The 19,361-nt window shown below is 69.7% G+C and carries 21 protein-coding genes; 20 read left to right on the top strand and 1 reads right to left on the bottom strand.

The features are described from left to right. Positions 1 to 210 precede the first annotated feature (210 nt). From BY998_RS14435 to radA, 14 genes are all read left to right on the top strand, one after another. Positions 211 to 474, top strand: coding sequence for a hypothetical protein (locus tag BY998_RS14435; protein WP_110352308.1), 264 nt, complete (start codon positions 211 to 213; stop codon positions 472 to 474). Positions 475 to 985: 511 nt separating this feature from the next. Beyond that, complete coding sequence (locus tag BY998_RS14430; RefSeq protein WP_110352307.1) at positions 986 to 1,195, top strand: cold-shock protein; 210 nt, start codon at positions 986 to 988, stop codon at positions 1,193 to 1,195. A 365-nt stretch (positions 1,196 to 1,560) separates the two neighbouring features. Continuing rightward, the gene (locus tag BY998_RS14425; RefSeq protein WP_110352306.1) at positions 1,561 to 1,941 is read left to right on the top strand and encodes a DUF6481 family protein; all 381 of its coding nucleotides are present in this window, start codon (positions 1,561 to 1,563) and stop codon (positions 1,939 to 1,941) included. 288 nt (positions 1,942 to 2,229) lie between these two features. Next, positions 2,230 to 2,475, top strand: coding sequence for a hypothetical protein (locus BY998_RS14420; protein ID WP_110352305.1), 246 nt, complete (start codon positions 2,230 to 2,232; stop codon positions 2,473 to 2,475). A gap of 80 nt (positions 2,476 to 2,555) precedes the next feature. Continuing rightward, positions 2,556 to 2,930, top strand: a complete 375-nt coding sequence (locus BY998_RS14415; RefSeq protein WP_110352304.1) for a PH domain-containing protein — start codon at positions 2,556 to 2,558, stop codon at positions 2,928 to 2,930. 35 nt (positions 2,931 to 2,965) lie between these two features. Next, positions 2,966 to 3,478: an AAC(3)-I family aminoglycoside N-acetyltransferase gene (locus tag BY998_RS14410; RefSeq protein ID WP_110352303.1), complete on the top strand. Its 513-nt coding sequence runs from the start codon at positions 2,966 to 2,968 to the stop codon at positions 3,476 to 3,478. 246 nt (positions 3,479 to 3,724) lie between these two features. After that, entirely contained in the window at positions 3,725 to 4,198 is a 474-nt protein-coding gene (gene rpsF / locus BY998_RS14405) for a 30S ribosomal protein S6 (protein WP_110352302.1), read from the top strand. A 2-nt stretch (positions 4,199 to 4,200) separates the two neighbouring features. Beyond that, positions 4,201 to 4,455 carry a 30S ribosomal protein S18 gene (gene rpsR / locus BY998_RS14400; protein ID WP_110352301.1) on the top strand — a complete coding sequence of 85 codons (255 nt, stop codon included), beginning with the start codon at positions 4,201 to 4,203 and terminating at the stop codon, positions 4,453 to 4,455. A gap of 135 nt (positions 4,456 to 4,590) precedes the next feature. Beyond that, the gene (locus BY998_RS14395) at positions 4,591 to 5,619 is read left to right on the top strand and encodes a DUF2232 domain-containing protein (protein WP_110352300.1); all 1,029 of its coding nucleotides are present in this window, start codon (positions 4,591 to 4,593) and stop codon (positions 5,617 to 5,619) included. A gap of 38 nt (positions 5,620 to 5,657) precedes the next feature. After that, complete coding sequence (gene rplI / locus BY998_RS14390; protein WP_110352299.1) at positions 5,658 to 6,230, top strand: 50S ribosomal protein L9; 573 nt, start codon at positions 5,658 to 5,660, stop codon at positions 6,228 to 6,230. A 383-nt stretch (positions 6,231 to 6,613) separates the two neighbouring features. Continuing rightward, positions 6,614 to 8,101 (top strand): replicative DNA helicase, encoded by a 1,488-nt coding sequence (locus tag BY998_RS14385; RefSeq protein ID WP_110352298.1) that lies wholly within the window; start codon positions 6,614 to 6,616, stop codon positions 8,099 to 8,101. A 36-nt stretch (positions 8,102 to 8,137) separates the two neighbouring features. After that, the gene (locus BY998_RS14380) at positions 8,138 to 8,950 is read left to right on the top strand and encodes a DUF29 family protein (RefSeq protein ID WP_181425527.1); all 813 of its coding nucleotides are present in this window, start codon (positions 8,138 to 8,140) and stop codon (positions 8,948 to 8,950) included. 2 nt (positions 8,951 to 8,952) lie between these two features. Then, positions 8,953 to 10,065, top strand: a complete 1,113-nt coding sequence (gene alr / locus BY998_RS14375; RefSeq protein WP_245421598.1) for an alanine racemase — start codon at positions 8,953 to 8,955, stop codon at positions 10,063 to 10,065. Between the two features lie 176 nt (positions 10,066 to 10,241). Next, the gene (radA, locus tag BY998_RS14370; protein WP_110352296.1) at positions 10,242 to 11,669 is read left to right on the top strand and encodes a DNA repair protein RadA; all 1,428 of its coding nucleotides are present in this window, start codon (positions 10,242 to 10,244) and stop codon (positions 11,667 to 11,669) included. 22 nt (positions 11,670 to 11,691) lie between these two features. Here the strand turns inward: radA and BY998_RS14365 are convergent, their stop codons facing one another. Next, positions 11,692 to 13,068, bottom strand: coding sequence for a hypothetical protein (locus BY998_RS14365; protein WP_245421593.1), 1,377 nt, complete (start codon positions 13,066 to 13,068; stop codon positions 11,692 to 11,694). A gap of 210 nt (positions 13,069 to 13,278) precedes the next feature. Here BY998_RS14365 and BY998_RS14360 point away from each other — a divergent pair, with 210 nt between their 5' ends. The 6 genes from BY998_RS14360 (at position 13,279) to ubiB (ending at position 19,353) form a co-directional block, all read left to right on the top strand. After that, positions 13,279 to 13,875: a CvpA family protein gene (locus BY998_RS14360; RefSeq protein ID WP_110352295.1), complete on the top strand. Its 597-nt coding sequence runs from the start codon at positions 13,279 to 13,281 to the stop codon at positions 13,873 to 13,875. A gap of 169 nt (positions 13,876 to 14,044) precedes the next feature. Next, entirely contained in the window at positions 14,045 to 15,520 is a 1,476-nt protein-coding gene (purF, locus tag BY998_RS14355) for an amidophosphoribosyltransferase (RefSeq protein WP_110352294.1), read from the top strand. A gap of 5 nt (positions 15,521 to 15,525) precedes the next feature. Then, positions 15,526 to 16,269 carry an SDR family NAD(P)-dependent oxidoreductase gene (locus tag BY998_RS14350; RefSeq protein ID WP_110352293.1) on the top strand — a complete coding sequence of 248 codons (744 nt, stop codon included), beginning with the start codon at positions 15,526 to 15,528 and terminating at the stop codon, positions 16,267 to 16,269. A gap of 71 nt (positions 16,270 to 16,340) precedes the next feature. Beyond that, positions 16,341 to 16,748, top strand: coding sequence for a dihydrofolate reductase (locus tag BY998_RS14345; protein WP_110352292.1), 408 nt, complete (start codon positions 16,341 to 16,343; stop codon positions 16,746 to 16,748). A 126-nt stretch (positions 16,749 to 16,874) separates the two neighbouring features. After that, positions 16,875 to 17,654, top strand: a complete 780-nt coding sequence (ubiE, locus tag BY998_RS14340) for a bifunctional demethylmenaquinone methyltransferase/2-methoxy-6-polyprenyl-1,4-benzoquinol methylase UbiE (RefSeq protein ID WP_110352291.1) — start codon at positions 16,875 to 16,877, stop codon at positions 17,652 to 17,654. Positions 17,655 to 17,790: 136 nt separating this feature from the next. Continuing rightward, positions 17,791 to 19,353: a 2-polyprenylphenol 6-hydroxylase gene (ubiB, locus tag BY998_RS14335; protein ID WP_110352355.1), complete on the top strand. Its 1,563-nt coding sequence runs from the start codon at positions 17,791 to 17,793 to the stop codon at positions 19,351 to 19,353. Positions 19,354 to 19,361: the final 8 nt, after the last annotated feature.

Here is a 19,361-nt window from a genome sequence, read left to right as displayed (position 1 = left end):
TACCAGACCGCGCCGCGGACCGGAGCCCGCGCATCATCGCGTCACGAAGGAGGGCCGGATTTCGTTTTGCGCAGGAGGCTCCGGAGACGATGCTCAGATGAGGCCCGGCCCCGACCCGGGGGTTGCTCGGCCACCGTACAGATTCGATCAATATCGGAACATGCCCGGCGGCGATGCATTGGTCACCGAACCTGAGAGGAGCGAGAATTCATGAAGACCATGACGACCCTGCTCGCCGGAACCGTCGTCGCGGCGACCATGGCGGTCGCCGCCCCGGCCTTCGCGCAGTCCATTACCATCGGGCCGGACGGGCCGGGCATCGACCTGCGCTCCCGGGCACAGCGCGAGCGTGATCGCGATTACCGCCGCGACAGCCGCATGCGCGACCGGGACGATTACTACCGCGAGCAGCGTTTCCGTGATCGCGACCGCTATGACGGGCGTGGCTCCGGCCGGCGCGGTTACGATTACTGACGACGCGACCGCGCCGCCGGCAAGGAGAGCCGAGGCGGGAACGGGCGAAGTTCAATCAGCCGAAAACTGAGCGAGGGGCCGGGAAACCGGCCCCTTTTCCAATGGGCGCGCCTCACAGGGTCGTGACCGGCGCTTGAACCCCGGCCGACAGAGAGACCAACAAAAGTTCAGATTGCCCGCGCACGCGATGGGATCTCGTTCCCACCCTCAAGCATCGGCGTTGCCGTGCCGCGGAACGGCCAAGGTTCCATCGAGCTTCGATACCCTTCCCGACGTGTCGGACCACTGACGAATGACGAGGAAACCTTCGCGCGGCTTGCACGGTTAGATCAACGAAATTAACGATGCGTTGTCGATCGGTGGCCGACCCTGACCAGGCCTTCGATGTCCCTGAAAGGGATGCGGCACCGGCTCATTCCCTCGCTCGCTTCGACGAACGGGACGGCTTTTTCGGCCGATGCCGGCACGCGTTCCGTACGGGGTGCCGCGGCGCGGCGAAGGAGGAATCCGGATGAACACTGGTACCGTGAAGTGGTTCGACGAGATCAAGGGCTACGGCTTCATCCAGCCCGATGCCGGCGGCAAGGACGTGTTCGTGCACATCTCCGCCGTGCAGCAGGCAGGCCTGCGCGGCCTCGCCGAGGGCCAGAAGGTTACGTTCGACATCGAGAACGATCGCCGCAGCGGCAAGCCGGCGGCCATCAATCTTCAGGCAGGCTAGACGCCCGCGCCGGACATCGCCTCCGGGGCGAGCACCCCACTGATCATGCGGCATCGGCCCGTAAGCTGGCATCCACCTTCCGGGCCGATGCTTCACAGCGCCCACCCCGTCCCGAACGTCTCTGCATTGCCGTCCGGGACGGCTCCACCACCCACTTGAACTCGGGAGCGGCCCTCCACCGCGTGCTTTGTCGCAACAGGCCGAAAAATGTGACCGGAACCGGCTCGGATAAGCACGGTCTCTGTTGCGTGTTGCGCCGCACTCGTGCATCGACTGCGCCGGTTTAAAAGGGTTCGCGCCGATTCCAGGCCGCTCGGACTTTGATCGCTCCGACGGCTGGCTCTGTCACCGCTGAGAAAGGTCATATGAGCGCATTCGACTTTCGTAATTTCGAAGACCGCCGTCAGAACTCCCAATCCGCCAAGGCGGCACTGCTCGAAAAATTCAAGGCCCGGCCGCCGGCCGACGATCCGGAGATGATCGCCAAGGCCCAGGCCCGCGCCGAGGTTGCCCGCGCCCGCGAGGATCGCGCGCGCGAGCGCGAGCGTGCCCGCGTCGAGGCCGCGCGCAAGGCGGCCGAAGAGAAGCGCGTGCGCGAGGAGGCGGAACTCGCCGCCCAGCTCGCCCGCGAGGCCGCCGAGGCGTCCGCGCTCGCCGAGCGCAAGGCGGCCGAGGCCGCGGATAAGAAGGCACAGCGCGACGCGCGCTACGCCGCCCGCAAGGCCAAGGTGAAGATCCGCCGCTGAGGCCTCTCCGCGCGGCGCCTATCGGGCGCCGCGCGGACGGAGATGTTCCGCCGACGATCCTTTCGCTCCGATCATCTCCCGACGAGATCGCGCGCCGGACGCTTCGAGCCCGGCGCGTTTTCTTTGATTTCAACTTGTCCGGCCGGACGCCGGCTCGGGGCTGGAAAAGGCCTCGGGCCTGCTTGGCACTCCCCGGCTTTGCCGCCAATTTCCGGCAGACGCGTCGCAGCCTCCCTCGTCGAGGCAAGGCGCCGACGAGGGAGGCGGGCCTTGCACATCATCCGATCCATGGCCGGGATCGGTCTTCTCGGCCTGTGCCTCGCGGCCCATCCCGGCGGCGCCCGGGCCGAGCCGCCGATCCTCAACCCGCAGGACGCGTTCTGCCGCAGCGAGGCGCGGGCGCAGGTCTTCTCCGCGCCCGATCCGCTCAATCTCGGCCTGCACGAAATCGGCCGCCGCATCTGGGCGAGCTGCATGGAGCGTGGCCGCGGCAAGGCGAAGACACGGAAAGCCGGCCGTCGCCGCCCCCGCTGAGGCGCGGCGACGGCTCGCCCCCTCGCCGTGGGGCCGAGGCATGCCCACATCCCTCGGCTCAGGCTGGAGGCAGGGACATCATGGGGCTTCTCGACGGACTGCTCGGACATGGCAGCGACCTCTCCGCGGACGAGGTGGACCGGCAGATCGCCGGCGTCCTGGCCCCGGGCGAGAGCGTGCGCGTCGCCTTCAAGGTGATCCGCGACCTGATGATCTTCACCGACCGGCGGCTGATCCTGGTCGACCGCCAGGGCATGACCGGCCGCAAGGTCGAGTACCTGACCGTGCCCTACCGAGCGATCACCTCCTTCTCGGTGGAGACCGCAGGCAGCTTCGACATGGATTCGGAGCTGAAGATCTGGGTCTCGGGCCGCCCCGATCCGATCCAGCGCACGCTCAAGCGCGGCGCCGACATCCTGGGAATCCAGCAGGCCATCGCCGGCTCGCTGAAATAGGCGGCCCATCGGCGATCGCATCGGAGACGGAGAGCATGACCGAGCCGGCCGTCACGATCCGGCGCCTCGGCCCCGGCGACGTTCCGGCGATGCGCGCGCTCAACGCCCTGTTCGGGTGCGCCTTCGCCGAGCCCGACACCTATGACGGCGCCCCGCCCGACGATGCCTGGCTCGCCGAGGGCCTCGCGAAACCGCACGTCGCCGTGCTCGTCGCGCAGGAGAACGCGAAAGAGGGCGAAGGGGCCGTCCTGGGCGGCCTCGTCGCCTACGAGTTCGACAAGTTCGAGCGCGCCCGCCGGGAGATCTACCTCTACGACCTCGCCGTCGCGGCCGAGCACCGCCGCCGCGGCATCGCTACGGCGCTGATCAAGCATCTGCGCGCCCACGCCGCCCGCCGGGGCGCCTGGGTGATCTTCGTCCAGGGCGACCCCGGCGACGACCCCGCGCTCGCCCTCTACGAGCGGCTCGGCACCCGGGAAGAGGTGCTGCATTTCGACATCGCGGTCGATCCGGCCCTGCCCTCGCCCCCTTCCCCGCCCTTGCCATAACGGGAAAATGCCTTTAAGGGCCCGGCCTTCGCGTTCGCTCCGGCCGGGGGCTGAACGGACGGTGCCGCCCCGCGCGGCACAGGGTTCCTCCAAAAAACCCGTCGTCCCGTGTCTCCGCCTTCGATCAACCGCTCGGGCCATCACAACGGCTCGAAGGGCTTGGCGCCGATAGAATGCGAGAGAACCGGCCCGATCAGCCCGCCATCCGCGCGGGCCGGGCCTCCTTTGGCAAGGAAAGGCCCAAAAATGCCTCTCTACGAGCACGTCTTCCTGGCGCGCCAGGACGTGACGTCGCAGCAGGTCGAGACCATGGTCGAGACCTACAAGGGCGTCATCGAGGCGGGCGGCGGCACGATCGAGAAGATCGAGTCCTGGGGCGTCAAGTCCCTCGCCTACCGCATCAAGAAGAACCGCAAGGCGCATTTCACGCTCCTCAACATCTCCGCCCCCCCGGCCGCCCTGGCCGAGATGGAGCGCCAGATGCAGATCTCCGAGGACGTGCTGCGCTTCATGACCGTCCGCGTCGAGCAGCTGGAGGCCGAGCCTTCCGCGATGATGCAGAAGCGCGACCGGGACGACCGCAAGGACCGCGACCGCGGTGACCGTCCGCGCCGCCGCGACGACGATTTCGGTGGCGGCGGCTTCGGCGGCGACCGTGACCGTGGCGACCGCGGGGATCGCGGCGACCGTCCTGAGCGCACCTTCGGCGGGGAGAACTGATCATGGCATTCGGTGCTGGTGGTGGCGGCGGTGGCCGTCGTCCGTTCTTCCGTCGTCGCAAGAGCTGCCCCTTCTCGGGCGCGAACGCCCCGAAGATCGACTACAAGGACGTGAAGCTGCTCTCGCGCTACGTCTCCGAGCGCGGCAAGATCGTGCCGTCCCGCATCACTGCGGTCTCGGCCAAGAAGCAGCGTGAGCTCGCCCAGGCGATCAAGCGCTCCCGCTTCCTCGGCCTGCTGCCCTACGTCATCAAGTAGGGCTTTCGAGCCGGCCCCCGGGCGGGGCCGGTCATCACCGCGAGGGCGGCCTCCCCTGAAGGGGCCGCCCGATCGTTGGGGCGTCGCACTCGGCCTCTAACCCTGCCCTTCCACGGCAGCGGGACAGCGGACTTCATGACCAAGGACATTCCTGTCGGCGCTGGCGCCGGCCTCGTCGCGGCGCTCCTGTTCGGAGTGCTGCTCAAGGCCACCACGCTCGCCATCCTGCTCTACCTGCTCGCCCCGCTGCCGATCCTGATCGTCGGCCTGGGCTGGAGTCACCGCGGAGCACTTGCCGCCGTGGTCTCGGGCGCGCTCGCGCTCGCCCTCTTCGTCTCGCCCTATCTCGGCCTGGCCTTTGCGGCCTATCTCGCCCTGCCCGCCTGGTGGCTCGCCTATCTCGCCGTGCTCGGCCGGACGGGCCCGGACGGGGGGATCGAGTGGTATCCCACCGGGCGCCTGCTCGCCTGGGTCGCCGGCACCGCGGCTCTGGCCTTCGTCGCCATCGCCGTGATCGCCTCGCCCGACTACGACACCTTCCGCTCGCAGCTCTCGGCGATGAGCCGCCGGGTCGTGCAGGTCCAGGTGCAGCGCGGCCGGATTCCGGCGCCGCCCCAGAGCGGCACCGCGGGCGAGGGCACCGCCAACACGACCGACAAGCCGGCCGAGACCGCTCCGCAGGCTGGCGGCGCGGAAAAGTCCGACGATCTCGCGAGCGAGGTCGCCGACGCGCTTGCCACCGTCGCCCCGGCGCTCGCCGCCCAGGGCCTGACGATCCTGTTCACCTTCTACCTCTGGGCCGCCGCCCGCATCGTGCAGATCTCGGGGCGCCTGCTCCGTCCCTGGCCGGACCTGCCCTCGACCATGATGCCGCGCACCGCCCTGCTGGTGCTGGCCGCCGCCTTCGCGCTGTCGCTGCTGTCGGGCTATGCCGGCGTGCTCGGCATCGCCCTGATGGGCGCCTTCAGCGCGGCCTTCGCCCTCCAGGGGCTCGCCGCCTTCCACGACCGCAGCCGCGGCCGGCCCGGGCGCTTCGCCCTGCTCGCCGGCCTCTACGTGCTGCTCTTTCTCACGCAGGGCGTGGCCATGCTCGCCCTGATCCTGTTCGGCATCGCCGACACCGTCCTCGACCGGCGCCGCCCGCGAGCCAGCGGCAGCGCCTGATCGAATCTTCGCTTCCAAGCAACTCAAGGAGAAGTCAGATGGAAGTCATCCTGCTCGAACGCGTCGCCAAGCTCGGCCAGATGGGCGAGACCGTGAACGTGCGTCCCGGCTACGCCCGCAACTTCCTGCTCGCCCGCGGCAAGGCCCTGCGCGCCACCGAGAACAACAAGCGGCACTTCGAGGCCCAGCGCGCCCAGCTCGAGGCGCGCAACCTCGAGCGCCGCAACGAGGCCCAGACGGTGGCCGAGAAGCTCGACGGCCAGAGCTTCGTGCTGATCCGCCAGTCCGGCGAGACCGGCGTGCTCTACGGCTCGGTCTCGACCCGCGATCTGGCCGAAGTCGTCACCAAGGAGGGCTTCACGGTCGAGCGCGGCCAGTTCGTGCTCAACCAGCCGATCAAGACGCTCGGCCTGCACACCGTGCCGGTGACCCTGCACCCCGAGGTCGAGGTCAAGGTGACCGTCAACATCGCCCGTTCGCCGGAAGAGGCCGAGCGTCAGGCCCGCGGCGAGTCGGTGACCGAGCGCGAGCAGTTCAACCTCGACGACCTCGGCCTCGAAGTCGGCCAGGCCCTGGCCGATGCCGGCGAGGGCGCCGACGACCGCGGCTGATCCTGGGATTCCAGGGGGATCATCCCTTTGGCGGGGTCTCGGGGCAGCGCCCCGAGTTCCCTTCACCAGGGCTCTGCCCTGGACCCTCTGAAAAGGTCTTGCCCTTTCGAAACCCATGACTTCGCGGTGGAGAACGGGGATGCGCCGGGCTTCGGCGTTGACTTGTTCTCAATCCGTTCCAGCATGACGCCCGCGATTCCCGTGACCCGGGAGCCGCGGGCGTCTCGCGTTTTCGGGCTCATTTCGGAGTCGTGGCGCCGGCGTCGCAGCCGTTCCGAGCCGGGTCGGCTAAGGAAGGCTTCACCATCCCGAGGCAAGGTCCGGCGGGCATGAAACGGGGCGGCCGAGCGGGGCCGCCCGGAACGGAGCGACGGACAAGCGCCATGGCCCTGCCCAACGCCCTCACGGCCAATCTCGAGACGGTGCAGCCCGAATACCGGGTACCGCCGCACAACATCGACGCGGAGCAGGCCCTGCTCGGCGCGATCATGGTCAACAACGACGCCTATTACCGCGTCTCGGACTTCCTGCTGCCCGAGCACTTCATGGAGGCGGTCCACCGCCAGATCTTCGAGGTGTCGGTCTCGCTGATCAAGGCGGGCAAGCTCGCCACGCCGATCACGCTGAAGACCTATCTCGGCGACATCGATCTGGGCGGCGTCACGCCGATGCAGTACCTCGCCCGGCTCGCGGCCGAGGCGACCACCGTCATCAACGCGGGCGAGTACGGCCGCACCATCTACGATCTGGCCATCCGCCGCCGCCTCATCACCATCGGCGAGGACATGGTCAACGGCGCCTACGAGGCGCCGGTCGAGTCCCGGCCGCGCGACCAGATCGAGGCGACCGAGCGTCGGCTCTACGAACTGGCCGAGTCCGGCAAGTACGACGGCGGCTTCCAGAAGTTCTCCGACGCGCTGACCGCCGCCATCGACATGGCGGCGAAAGCTTACCAGCGCGACGGCAAGCTCTCGGGCATCTCCACGGGCCTCACCGACCTCGACGCCAAGATGGGCGGCCTGCAGCCCTCCGACCTCATCATCCTCGCGGGGCGCCCGGCCATGGGCAAGACCTCGCTCGTGACCAACATCGCCTTCAACATCGCCAAGGCCTATCGCGGCGAGAAGCAGGCCGACGGCACCATGCAGACCGTCAACGGCGGCATCGTCGGCTTCTTCTCGCTCGAAATGTCGGCCGAGCAATTGGCGACCCGTATCATCGCCGAGCAGTCGGGCGTGCCCTCCTACAAGATCCGCCGCGGCGACATCCGCCCGGAGGATTTCTACAAGATCACCGACGCCGCCCGGGACATGCAGACGATCCCGTTCTACATCGACCAGACCGGCGGCATCTCGATCGCCCAGCTCGCCGCCCGCGCCCGGCGCCTCAAGCGCCAGAAGGGCCTCGACCTCCTCATCATCGACTATCTCCAGCTCCTCTCCGGCTCCGGCAAGAAGAGCGACAACCGCGTGCAGGAGATGACCGAGATCACCACCGGCATGAAGGCTCTGGCCAAGGAGCTGGCGGTGCCGATCATCGGCCTGTCGCAGCTCTCGCGTCAGGTCGAGAACCGCGACGACAAGCGGCCCCAGCTCTCGGACCTGCGCGAATCCGGCTCGATCGAGCAGGACGCCGACGTGGTGATGTTCGTGTTCCGCGAGGAGTACTACGTCGGCAACAAGAAGCCGCGCGAGGGCACGGAGGAGTTCTTCGCCTGGGAGGCCGAGATGCAGCGCGTCCACGGCAAGGCCGAGGTCATCCTGGGCAAGCAGCGCCACGGCCCGACCGGTACGGTGGAGCTGCAGTTCGACGCCAACATCACCCGGTTCTCGAACCTGGCTCAGAGCGATCGGATGCCCGAGCAGATGTGATAGGATCGGTCAGTGCTGACTGATCGGAGAGACGACGTGGCTCTCGCACCGAAGGCGCGGCCGCCCGCGCCGCCGACGCTGAACGAGGTCTTCGAGGCCGAGCAACAGCTCGTCGGCCTCATCCTGGCCGAGCCCGCCGTCTACCGACGGATCGCCGCGATCCTGCGCGACGAGGATTGGACCGAGAATCTGCACCGCGGTGTTTTCGAGGTGGCAGGACGCCTCGCCGAAGAAGGCCGACCGATCCTTCTCGATACCGTTCTGCCGCGGGTCAGCGACGTGGCGCCGGACGGCGGCCCCGCCGACCTCTACCTTGCCACGCTTGCCGAAAAGCCCCCCCCACCGGCCCGGGCCGAGCCGCTCGCGCACCTCCTCGCAGAGGCCACCCACGCCCGGACGGGGCCCGATCACCTCGATCGGGATCTCTACGCTTGGGCCTACGAGCAGGCCCAGGCGCTCCGCCGCGGGCAGTTCGCCGCCCTCGACGCGCTCAATCTGGCTGAGGAGATCGAGGACTTGGGCGGCGAGATCTACAACCGGATGGAGAGTGCACTGCGGATCACGCTGTTGCATCTCCTGAAGTGGGATCATCAGCCGGAGAAGCGGACGCGGAGCTGGCATCTCTCGATCCGCAACGGTCGCCTCGACGCTGAGGAGGTGCTGGAACGTCATCCGAGCCTCAAGCGCAGGCTTCCTGGCGCCCTTGCCAAAGCCTACCGCCGGGCCCGCATCGACGCCGCTGGCGAGACTGGACTCGATGAGGATGTCTTCCCCGCCGAATGCCCCTACACCTTCGAGGCGATTATGAACCGGCCGGTGCCCTGGCCGCCGGAGGGCGGGACGTTCTGACCATCTTAGAAGACAGTCCCGCGCCGAGCCGTGCCAATCCTCGCGCCCCGGGCCACGGCGCCCGCCTGACCGTCGATCTCGCAGCGCTGGCCGCGAATTGGCGGTCGCTCGCGGCTCGCGCCCCGTGGGCCGAGTGCGGTGCCGTGGTGAAGGCGGACGCCTATGGCTGCGGGCTGTCCGCGGTCGCGCCGGCCCTGTGGGGCGCGGGCTGCCGGACGTTCTTCGTGGCGCACCTCTCCGAGGGCATCGCCGCGCGGAAAATCCTGCCGGACGCGGCGCTCTACGTGCTCAACGGATTGCCGCCCGGCAGCGCGGAGGCGTTTCGTGCCCACCGCCTGCGCCCCGTCCTGGGGGACGCGCAAGAACTCGCCGAGTGGGCGGAGGCCACACAGGGCGCGTGGCCGGCCGCGCTCCACGTCGATACCGGCATGAACCGGCTCGGCCTTTCCGTCGCGGAGGCCCTGGCGCTGGCGGGTGATCCGGTGATCGCGCGCGCCGGCATCGACCTCGTGATGAGCCATCTCGTCAGCGCGGAACGGCCCGGCGACCCGCTCAACGCGCGCCAAGCCGCCGACTTCAGCCAAGTGAGGGCGGCTTTTCCGCAGATGCGCGCCTCGCTCGCCAATTCCTCGGGCACCTGCCTCGCGAACGACGCACGCCACGACCTGCTGCGGCCGGGCTATGCGCTGTTCGGCGGCAACCCGGAGCCGGGCCGACCCAATCCGATGCGGCCGGTCGTTCGGCTGGAGGCGACGATCCTGCAGGTCCGTGACGTCGAAGCCGGCGCGACCTGCGGCTACAACGCCCGCTGGCAGGCCCCTGCCCCGCGCCGGCTGGCCACGCTCTCGCTCGGCTACGCCGACGGCTATCCCCGCTCGGCCAGCAACAGCGGCCACGCTCTGGTCGGCGGCGTGCCCTGCCCGATCGTCGGCTTGATCTCGATGGATCTCATCATCCTCGATGTCACCGACGCAACCCAGGCCCGGCGCGGCGGCACCGCCACGCTGATCGGCGATGCCCTCGACATCGACAGGGTGGGGCAAGCCGCCGGCACCATCGGCTACGAGATCCTGACGGGGCTGGGTTCCCGTTATGTTCGCGACTATGTAGAGTGACCGACCTATCCCACCCATTCCCCTCATCCTGAGGCGGCGGCACGAAGCGGCGCCCTCGAGGAGGGCTCCAGGATCGCGCGGCCGGCTGGAGTCCTCCTTCGAGGCCTCTTCGCAGCACCTCAGGATGCGGGGGCTGGGTGGGAGGTTCGACAGATCCCCGCCCTGAGCCGTCTCCCATGGCAAAAATCCAACAGACCTTCGTCTGCCAGTCCTGCGGGGCGGTCTACAACCGCTGGCGCGGGCGCTGCGAGGCCTGCAACGGCTGGAACACGATCCAGGAGGAGGTCGCCTCCGCCGGCCCCCAATCCGGCCCGGCCGCGACCCGGCCCTCGCGGGCGCGGGGCCGCGTCTTCCCCCTCGAAGGCCTGACCGGCGAGGCCAAGGAGGCGCCGCGCACGCCATCTGGCATCAACGAACTCGACCGGGTGACCGGCGGCGGCTTCGTGCGCGGCTCGGTGATCCTGCTCGGCGGCGATCCCGGCATCGGCAAGTCGACCCTGCTGATGCAGGCCTCCGCTGCGATGGCCAAGAGCGGGGAGCGCGTCGCCTACATCTCCGGCGAGGAGGCGGTGGGGCAGGTGCGCCTGCGCGCCGAGCGGCTCGGGCTGACCCGGCACCCGGTCGAACTCGCGGCGCAGACCAACGTCGAGGACATCGTCGAGACGCTGTCGCAGGGCCACCCGCCCGCGCTCGTCATCATCGACTCGATCCAGACCATGTGGACCGAGACCGTGGAGTCGGCGCCGGGCACCGTCACGCAGGTGCGCAGCTCCGCCCAGGCCCTGATCCGCTTCGCCAAGACCACCGGCACGGCCGTCATCCTCGTCGGCCACGTCACGAAAGACGGGCAGATCGCCGGCCCCCGCGTGGTCGAGCACATGGTCGATGCGGTCGCCTCCTTCGAGGGCGACCAGGGCCACCACTTCCGGATCCTGCGCGCCGTGAAGAACCGCTTCGGGCCGACCGACGAGATCGGCGTGTTCGAGATGACCGATGCCGGGCTCGCGGAAGTCCCCAACCCCTCCGCCCTGTTCCTGGCGGGCCGCGACCACGCCGCCCCGGGCACCGCGGTCTTTGCCGGGATGGAGGGCACGCGGCCGCTGCTCGTGGAGATCCAGGCGCTGGTCGCCCCCTCCTCGCTCGGGATGCCGCGCCGGGCCGTGGTGGGCTGGGACCCGAACCGCCTCTCGATGGTGCTCGCCGTGCTGGAGGCCCATGGCGGCATCCGGCTCGGGGGGCACGACGTCTACCTCAACGTCGCGGGGGGCCTGCGCATCTCCGAGCCCGCCGCGGATCTCGCGGTCGCCGCCGCACTCGTCTCCTCGCTCTCGGGGGCGGCTCTTCCCTCCGATTCGGTCTATTTCGGCGAACTCGGCCTGTCGGGGGCGGTGCGGCCGGTCTCGCAGGCGCCCGCCCGGCTGAAGGAGGCGCTGAAGCTCGGCTTCGGCAAGGCGATCACCCCGCAGGGGCGCGGCGAGGCCGGGGACCGGGCGCTGCCGACCGAGGCCCTGCGCCACATCGCCGACCTCGTGGCCGGCATCGCCTCGGGCGCGCCGCGGCGGGGTGGGCGGCAGAAGGCCATGAGTTACGAGGAGGAGATGTAACCGGGGCGCGAAGGGACGCGCCTCAGAAATCCTGCAGCGCCGACCGCTTCCACCGGTTGGGGGCGATGCAGCGATACTCCCAGTCCGCGTCCCAGGCGCGCTCGCCGACGCGGCAGGGCGCCGCGCTGCTCGCCGGGGGCGAGGAAGCGCTTTCCACCACGCCCGCCCGGGTGATGATGCGCCCGGCCGGATCGACCGACCAGCCGTTGCCCTGGATCTGGGCCACGCCGTAGGCCCCCTGGAGGACGATGCCGGCCGGGCTCTTCGACCCCTCCCGGATACCGGCGACCGACTTGGCGCCGCCGATGCTGAGCGAGACCGGGGCGGAGGAATCGTCGAGGATGCTCGCCGTCGTATGGGCGCCCGTGACGAGGTAGGAGACAGGGCCGGACGAGGCGTCGCTGATGGTGGCGATCGCGTGCGACTGCCCGCCCAGCCCGGACAGGCCGAAGCCAATGCCGACGGGCGAGGCCGCGTCGATCTCGATGGCGGATTGCGAGGCGAGCCCGTCGCCGTTCAGGCGCATGCCCCAGATGGTCGAGTACCCGTTCGCCGCCGTCTCGTTTCCGACGATCGCGAGGTTGGTGGTGATCGCCTTGCCGCTCGCGGCCAGCCGCAGGTTGGTGCAATCGATGCCGAGCGGGCAGTCCCGGCCCGAATCGTTGCCGTAATCGAGCTCCACGTTGGGGAAGAATCCCGGCGCGACCGGCGGCGTCCGCAGGTGATAGTTGAACGCCGCGTTCCAGGCCGCGCCGGCCCCCTCGACGACCTCCGTCTCGAAGTAGCTGCCGACCTTCGCAGCGATGCTGGCATCGTTGATCCAGCGCCATTTGACCGACCCGTCGGAGACCGTGAACGGAACCGAGGCGGGCCGCGAGCCCGGCAGCGGATTGTTCGCACCCGAGGTTCCGGCCTGCACGACCCGATAGGTGGCGTTGCCGCTCGACACGTTGTCGCCGAGCGCGAAGCCGGTCCGGGCCGCCCACACCTTCTGCCGGCCGGTCCCGATGGTCGTCGTGACGGCGAGCGTCTGCTCCTCCGCCGCGTTGTCGATCTGCGTGCTGGCCGAGATCAGCAGGGAGGTGCGCTGATGGTCGAAAAAAGCCGGGTCGATCCGGCCGTCCGATGGCCCGTGGATGCACGACAGGGCGGGACAGAACGAGATCCGGTTTCCGACCCCGAGCATGATGGCATCGGGGTTCTTGCGGCCGGCGAGCGAGGTGTCGAGGGGCGACAAGCCCTGCGCCATCGTGATGGCTCCGGGCATCAGGACCGGGACGCCGTCCCTGATCCGGCCGGGGATGGGTGCGTCGAGGACTTCGAGGCCGCCCTCGCGCGGGACCGGCCTCGCCGGTTCCGCGCGGAGCGGGGCGGACAGGATCAGCAGGGCTAGCGCCACGCGCGCGGCATTCCAAGGGAGTTCGCCGCGCCGGCACACCGGGATTCTGATTGCAAGGAGCATGGCTGGTCCAGGATTCGAGGCCCGAAGGTGACGGCCGAGGTTCGCCGGGGTATATCGTTAACGACCACAGCGGACGCGCGGCCCGAGGGGAGCCGTCGCCGTCCGGGCGAAGCCGCCCTGTCCCGCCCCCGATTAGCGTAACCTGCGATGCCGTTCTCCGTCCTCGATCTTGCGGTGCTGGGCATCGTGCTCGTCTCGGCGCTGCTCGCTGCCGTGCGCGGCGTGACCCGCGAGGTGCTCGCGATCATCGCCTGGGTGGCCGCCGCCGCGGTGGCGTGGTCGCTCCACCCGCTGCTCCTGCCCACCGTGAAGCAGCACGTCTCCAGCGACACGGTGGCGCTCGTCGCCTCCATCGCCGCGATCTTCCTCGGCACCCTGATCGTGGTCTCGCTGATCACGGTGAAGGTGTCCGACCTCGTGCTCGACTCGCGGATCGGCGCCGTCGACCGCTCGCTCGGCTTCCTCTTCGGCGCGGGCCGCGGCTTCCTGATCTGCGTGATCGGCTGGGTGTTCCTGGCCTGGCTCGTCCAGGGCAAGGTGCCGGACTGGGCCGCGCAGGCCAAGAGCCGGCCGATTCTGGAGAGTTCGGGCGAGGCGCTGGTGGCGCAGCTGCCCGACAACCCGGAAGGCTTCCTCAAGCAGTTCCGCAAGCCCAAGGGCGACGCGCCGGCCGAGGAGCCGCCGCCGGAGACCGAACTCCCCGCCCAGCGCCGCAGCGATGCCGGGCCTGCACCGAAACGCTGATATGCTGGAATCGGTCTTGGTTGCGACGCGATCCGCACCTAGGTAACGGTTTCACGACGGTCCCGGCGTAACCCCTCGCGGCAGAGGCTGCGGGCGGCAGCGCCCGGCCGTTTCCTGCCGTGCCGGACGTGAGGCCCGCGGTTTCGCGCCTCCAGGATTCGAGATCGACATGTCAGCTGTCTGCGCGAGCGCCGATGCCCAGGACTGGGACATCGACGGGGACACGCTTCGCGAGGAATGCGGCGTCTTCGGCATCTACGGGCACGACGACGCCTCGGCCATCACGGCGCTCGGGCTGCACGCCCTGCAGCATCGCGGCCAGGAGGCGGCGGGCATCGTCTCCTACGACGAGGGGGTGTTCCACTCCGAGCGCCGCCAGGGCCTCGTGGGCGATTCCTTCTCCGACCGCGCCACGATCGAGCGGCTGGCCGGGCGCTCGGCCATCGGGCACGTGCGCTACTCGACCACCGGCGGCACCATCCTGCGCAACGTCCAGCCGCTGTTTGCCGAACTCGCCAGCGGTGGGCTGGCGGTGGCCCATAACGGCAACCTGACCAACGCGCTCTCGATCCGCCGCGACCTCGTCAAGGACGGCGCCATCACGCAGTCGACCTCGGACACCGAGGTGATCCTCCACTTGGCCGCCCGCTCGCGCAAACCGCGCATCGTCGAGCGCTTCATCGACGCGCTCCAGCAGATCCAGGGCGCCTACGCCATCGTCGCGCTCACCAACAAGAAGCTGATCGGCGCCCGCGACCCGCTGGGCATCCGCCCCCTGGTGCTCGGCGAACTCGACGGGCGCTACATCCTCGCCTCCGAATCCTGCGCGCTGGACATCATCGGCGCCCGCTTCATCCGCGACGTGGAGAACGGCGAGGTGGTGGTGATCTCGGAAGAGGGCGTCGAGTCGATCCGCTTCGCCGAACAGCGGCCGATGCGCCCCTGCATCTTCGAGTACATCTACTTCGCCCGCCCGGACTCGGTGGTGAACGGCAAGAGCGTCTACGGCGTGCGCAAGGCCATCGGCCAGGAACTCGCCCGCGAGGCGGCGCCGGAGGCCGACGTGGTGATCCCGGTGCCCGATTCGGGCGTGCCGGCGGCTTTGGGCTTCGCGCAGGAAGCGGGCCTGCCCTTCGAGATGGGCATCATCCGCAACCATTATGTCGGACGAACCTTCATTCAGCCGACCCAGACCGTGCGTGAACTCGGCGTGCGCATGAAGCACTCGGCCAACCGCGCCGCGGTCGAGGGCAAGCGCATCGTGCTCGTGGACGACAGCCTCGTGCGCGGCACCACCTCGGTGAAGATCGTGCGGATGATGCGCGATGCCGGCGCCCGCGAGGTGCATTTCCGCATCGCCTCGCCGCCGATCACCTATCCCGACTTCTACGGCATCGACACGCCCGAGCGCGAGAAGCTGCTCGCCGCCACCCACGACCTCGAGGCCATGCGCCAATATATCGGCGCCGATTCGCTCGCCTTCCTCTCGATCCCCGGCCTGTACCGGGCGATGGGCGAGACCGAGCGCAACGCCGCCTGCCCGCAATACACCGACCATTGCTTCACCGGCGACTACCCGACCGGCCTGACGGATCTGGCGATCGCCGGGCCGAAGCGCTTCGCGATGCTGGCCGAGGCGGACTGAAGCTGATGGCCGACACGATCCTCGACGGCCGCGTCGCCGTCGTCACCGGCGCCTCCCGCGGCATCGGCCGCGCCGCGGCGCTCGCGCTGGCGGGGGCCGGCGCCCACGTCGTCGCGGTGGCCCGCACGCAGGGCGGCCTGGAGGAACTCGACGACGCGATCCGCTCGGGCGGCGGCCACGCGACGCTGGTGCCCCTCGACCTCACCGATTACGACGCCATCGACCGCCTCGGCGCGGCGCTCAACGAGCGCTGGGGCCGGCTCGACGCCGTGATCGGCAATGCCGGCATCCTCGGCAACCTGATGCCCGTCTCCCACGTCACCCCGAAGACCTGGGATCAGGTGATGGCGATCAACGTCACCGCCAACTGGCGCCTGATCCGCTCCTTCGACCCGCTGCTGCAGCGCTCGGATGCCGGGCGGGCCGTGTTCGTCTCCTCGGGTGCTGCCGCGAAGTGCCGGGCCTATTGGGGACCCTACTCGGTCTCGAAGGCGGCGCTCGAGGCGATGGTGCGCACCTACGCCGCAGAGAATGCGAGCACGGGGGTGCGCGCGATGCTGCTCAATCCCGGCCCGCTGCGCACCCGCATGCGCGCGGCGGCGATGCCGGGCGAGGACCCTTCGACGCTGAAGACGCCGGAGGATCTGGCACCGCATTTCGTGCGGCTCGTGGCACCCGCCTGGAACGAGACGGGCAAACTCTACGATTTCCCCAGCGACCGGGTTCTGGAGTTCCAGAGTCCTCAGTAAGGGGGTCCGGGGCCTCAGGCCCCGGCGGGTCGCGGGCGGAGCCCGCATTCTTCGTTTTTCCGGGTTCAGCCATGATCGACGTCCGCTGCATCTGTGCCATCGGCCAGCGGGGCCAGCTCGGCCTCAACGGGCACCTACCCTGGGAGGGCAACACCGATCCGCTCTTCGTGGAGGACGTGACGCGCTTCTTCGCGCTCACCATGGGCCACGTGCTGATCGCCGGCCCCAAGACCGTGGCCTCGGTGCCGGAATTCGCGTTCAAGGACCGCACCATCGACGTGATCCGCTCGCACGAGGACCCGGAAGCGGTGCTGGCCCGCTATCCCGGCCGGCGCATCTTCGTCGGCGGCGGCATCGCGGTCTGGAACGTCTACGCGAAATACATCCAGCACTGGGACGTGACCCGCCTGCCCTACGACGGCGAGGCCGACCGCTGGTTCGACCCGGCTTGGCTCGTCGGCGGCCCGCTGCGGAGCTGATCCTTTTCCGATCCGGCGCCGACCGCTCCCGCATCCCCCCTGCCGCATGGCGGTTCCGGCCGGCATTCGCTAAGGAGGCTCGGCCGGAACCGTGAGCGGGGCCGGGCGAGCGCAGGGTAGGATCGGATGAGCGGAACGGGCAGAGGAGCCGGCGACAGCGAAGCCACCGCCGATTTCGGCTACGAGCGCGTGCGCCTCTCCGAGAAGCAGGCGCGGGTGGACGACGTGTTCCGCTCGGTCGCGCGCCGCTACGACCTGATGAACGACCTGATGTCGGGCGGGCTGCACCGGGCCTGGAAGTCGCACCTGATCTCGATGCTGCGCCCGTCGCGCACGCGGCCCTACCAGCATCTCGACGTGGCCGGCGGCACCGGCGACATCGCCTTCCGCACGCTCGCGGCGGGCGGCCCCGAGACCCACGTCACCGTGCTCGACATCAACGAGGCGATGCTGCGGGTCGGCGCCGAGCGGGCGGGCCACGCCTACGACGGCCGCATCGATTTCGTGACCGGCAACGCCGAGACGCTGCCCCTGCCGGCGAACCGGTTCGACAGCTACACTATCGCCTTCGGCATCCGGAACGTGCCGCGCATCGACGTGGCGCTCCGCGAAGCGCACCGGGTGCTCAAGCCCGGCGGGCGCTTCCTGTGCCTGGAATTCTCGCGGGTCGACCTGCCGGTTCTCGAAAAGATCTACGACGCCTACTCCTTCCACGTGATCCCGCGCATCGGCGAGCGGGTGGCGGGCGACCGGGAATCCTACCAGTACCTCGTCGAGTCGATCCGCAAGTTCCCCTCCCCCGACAGCTTCGCCCGGATGATCGAGGCGGCAGGCTTTGCGCATGTCAGCCACCGCCGGCTCTCCGGCGGCATCGTCGCGATCCATTCCGGCTGGAAGATTTCTTGATTCTCTTCCGATCTCAAGCGCTGACGACCGCCGCCGCGGGCGTGTCGGCAGGGTCGAGCTCCGCGGCGCAGGGCACGCCTTGCGCCGGCGATCCGGTGCGATCCCTCTCCGAGCAAACGCCTTTCAGGGTTCGATGATGCTCGGGGCCGTCTTCCACCTCGCCCGCGGCGCCCATGTCGGCTTCGTGCTCGCCCGCGAGGGCGGGCTGGCGCTGATCGACGCGGCGCAATTGCCGCCGCACCTGCGGCTCGCCCTCAAGGTCGGCCGCCTGCTGGAGCGGCGCGGCATCGCGCAGGCGCCCGGCGCGAGCCCGCTGGAGCGGGCGCTGACCCGGCTCGGGCCCTCCTACGTCAAGTTCGGCCAGTTCCTGGCCACCCGCCCCGACATCGTCGGCATGGCCGCCGCGCGCGATCTCGAACGGCTTCAGGATCGGGTGCCGCCCTTCCCCCAGGGAATCGCCCTGCGCGTGGTCGAGCGGGAACTCGGCAAGCCGGTCTCGGCCCTGTTCACCGCCTTCAGCGAGCCGATCGCCGCGGCCTCCATCGCCCAGGTCCACAAGGCGACGGTGCTCGACGCCGACGGAACGCAGCGCAACCTAGCGGTCAAGGTGATGCGGCCCGGCGTGCGCGAGCGCTTCGCCAAGGACCTGCAGGCGATGCGGTTCATGGCCCGCATCGTCAACGCGCTGCTGCCCGACGCCGAGCGCCTGCGCCCGCGCGAAGTCGTGGAGATCCTGGCCCGCTCCGTCACCATGGAGATGGATTTCCGGCTCGAAGCGGCGGCGATGTCGGAGCTGGCCCAGAACACCAAGGGCGACACGGATTTCCGCACGCCGCGGCCGGAATGGGCGCTGACCGCGCGGGACGTGCTGACCTCCGAGTGGATCGACGGCGTGCGCCTCAACGACCGCGCCGGCATCGTCGCGGCGGGCCACGACCCGAAGGCGCTCGGCCGGGTGGTGATCCAGTCCTTCCTGCGCCAAGCCATCCGCGACGGATTCTTCCACGCGGACATGCATCCGGGCAATCTGTTCGTCGATTCCCAGAGCCGGCTGGTGGCGGTCGATTTCGGGATCATGGGCCGGCTCGGCCATGCCGAGCGGCGCTTCCTGGCCGAGATCCTGCTCGGCTTCATCACCCGCGACTACCGCCGGGTGGCGCAGGTGCATTTCGAGGCGGGCTACGTGCCGCGCCACCACTCGGTGGACGATTTCGCGCAGGCGATCCGGGCGATCGGCGAGCCGATCCACCAGCGCCGGGCCGACGAGATCTCGATGGCCAAGGTGCTGACCCTCCTGTTCGACGTGACCGCCCTGTTCGACATGAGCACCCGCACCGAACTGGTGATGCTCCAGAAGACCATGGTGGTGGTGGAGGGCGTCGCCCGCTCGCTGGATCCGCAGCTCGACATGTGGACCGGCGCCGAACCGGTGGTGCGCAGCTGGATCACCCGCCATCTCGGCCCCGTCGGCCGGATCGAGGGCGGGGCCCGCGCCGCGCTGACGCTCGCCGAGGTCGTCTCCGACATCCCCGACATCGCCCAGCGCATCCGCCGCATCATGATCCGCCTCGACGAGGAGGGCTCTCACGAGATCCAGGTGATGGAGCGGATCGCCCGGCTGGAGCGGCGGCGGGCGATCTGGTCGACGGTCGCGCTGTGGGGCATCGCGGTGGGCGCGCTGGTTCTGGCCTTCCGGTGAGGGCGCCC

Source organism: Methylobacterium sp. B4 (assembly GCF_003201865.1).
GTDB lineage: Bacteria > Pseudomonadota > Alphaproteobacteria > Rhizobiales > Beijerinckiaceae > Methylobacterium.
This window is presented reverse-complemented; position numbering and strand designations above follow the sequence as displayed.

What these genes read in the sequence shown, in the direction of transcription:
- BY998_RS14410 (WP_110352303.1), top strand. Translation starts at nt 2,966, where the DNA reads ATGACCGAGCCGGCCGTCACGATCCGGCGCCTCGGCCCCGGCGACGTT.
- BY998_RS14360 (WP_110352295.1), top strand. Translation starts at nt 13,279, where the DNA reads ATGCCGTTCTCCGTCCTCGATCTTGCGGTGCTGGGCATCGTGCTCGTC.
- BY998_RS14350 (WP_110352293.1), top strand. Translation starts at nt 15,526, where the DNA reads ATGGCCGACACGATCCTCGACGGCCGCGTCGCCGTCGTCACCGGCGCC.
- radA (WP_110352296.1), top strand. Translation starts at nt 10,242, where the DNA reads ATGGCAAAAATCCAACAGACCTTCGTCTGCCAGTCCTGCGGGGCGGTC.
- BY998_RS14420 (WP_110352305.1), top strand. Translation starts at nt 2,230, where the DNA reads ATGGCCGGGATCGGTCTTCTCGGCCTGTGCCTCGCGGCCCATCCCGGC.
- rplI (WP_110352299.1), top strand. Translation starts at nt 5,658, where the DNA reads ATGGAAGTCATCCTGCTCGAACGCGTCGCCAAGCTCGGCCAGATGGGC.
- BY998_RS14345 (WP_110352292.1), top strand. Translation starts at nt 16,341, where the DNA reads ATGATCGACGTCCGCTGCATCTGTGCCATCGGCCAGCGGGGCCAGCTC.
- BY998_RS14425 (WP_110352306.1), top strand. Translation starts at nt 1,561, where the DNA reads ATGAGCGCATTCGACTTTCGTAATTTCGAAGACCGCCGTCAGAACTCC.
- rpsR (WP_110352301.1), top strand. Translation starts at nt 4,201, where the DNA reads ATGGCATTCGGTGCTGGTGGTGGCGGCGGTGGCCGTCGTCCGTTCTTC.
- BY998_RS14395 (WP_110352300.1), top strand. Translation starts at nt 4,591, where the DNA reads ATGACCAAGGACATTCCTGTCGGCGCTGGCGCCGGCCTCGTCGCGGCG.
- purF (WP_110352294.1), top strand. Translation starts at nt 14,045, where the DNA reads ATGTCAGCTGTCTGCGCGAGCGCCGATGCCCAGGACTGGGACATCGAC.
- BY998_RS14435 (WP_110352308.1), top strand. Translation starts at nt 211, where the DNA reads ATGAAGACCATGACGACCCTGCTCGCCGGAACCGTCGTCGCGGCGACC.
- rpsF (WP_110352302.1), top strand. Translation starts at nt 3,725, where the DNA reads ATGCCTCTCTACGAGCACGTCTTCCTGGCGCGCCAGGACGTGACGTCG.
- ubiB (WP_110352355.1), top strand. Translation starts at nt 17,791, where the DNA reads ATGCTCGGGGCCGTCTTCCACCTCGCCCGCGGCGCCCATGTCGGCTTC.
- BY998_RS14415 (WP_110352304.1), top strand. Translation starts at nt 2,556, where the DNA reads ATGGGGCTTCTCGACGGACTGCTCGGACATGGCAGCGACCTCTCCGCG.
- ubiE (WP_110352291.1), top strand. Translation starts at nt 16,875, where the DNA reads ATGAGCGGAACGGGCAGAGGAGCCGGCGACAGCGAAGCCACCGCCGAT.
- BY998_RS14430 (WP_110352307.1), top strand. Translation starts at nt 986, where the DNA reads ATGAACACTGGTACCGTGAAGTGGTTCGACGAGATCAAGGGCTACGGC.
- BY998_RS14385 (WP_110352298.1), top strand. Translation starts at nt 6,614, where the DNA reads ATGGCCCTGCCCAACGCCCTCACGGCCAATCTCGAGACGGTGCAGCCC.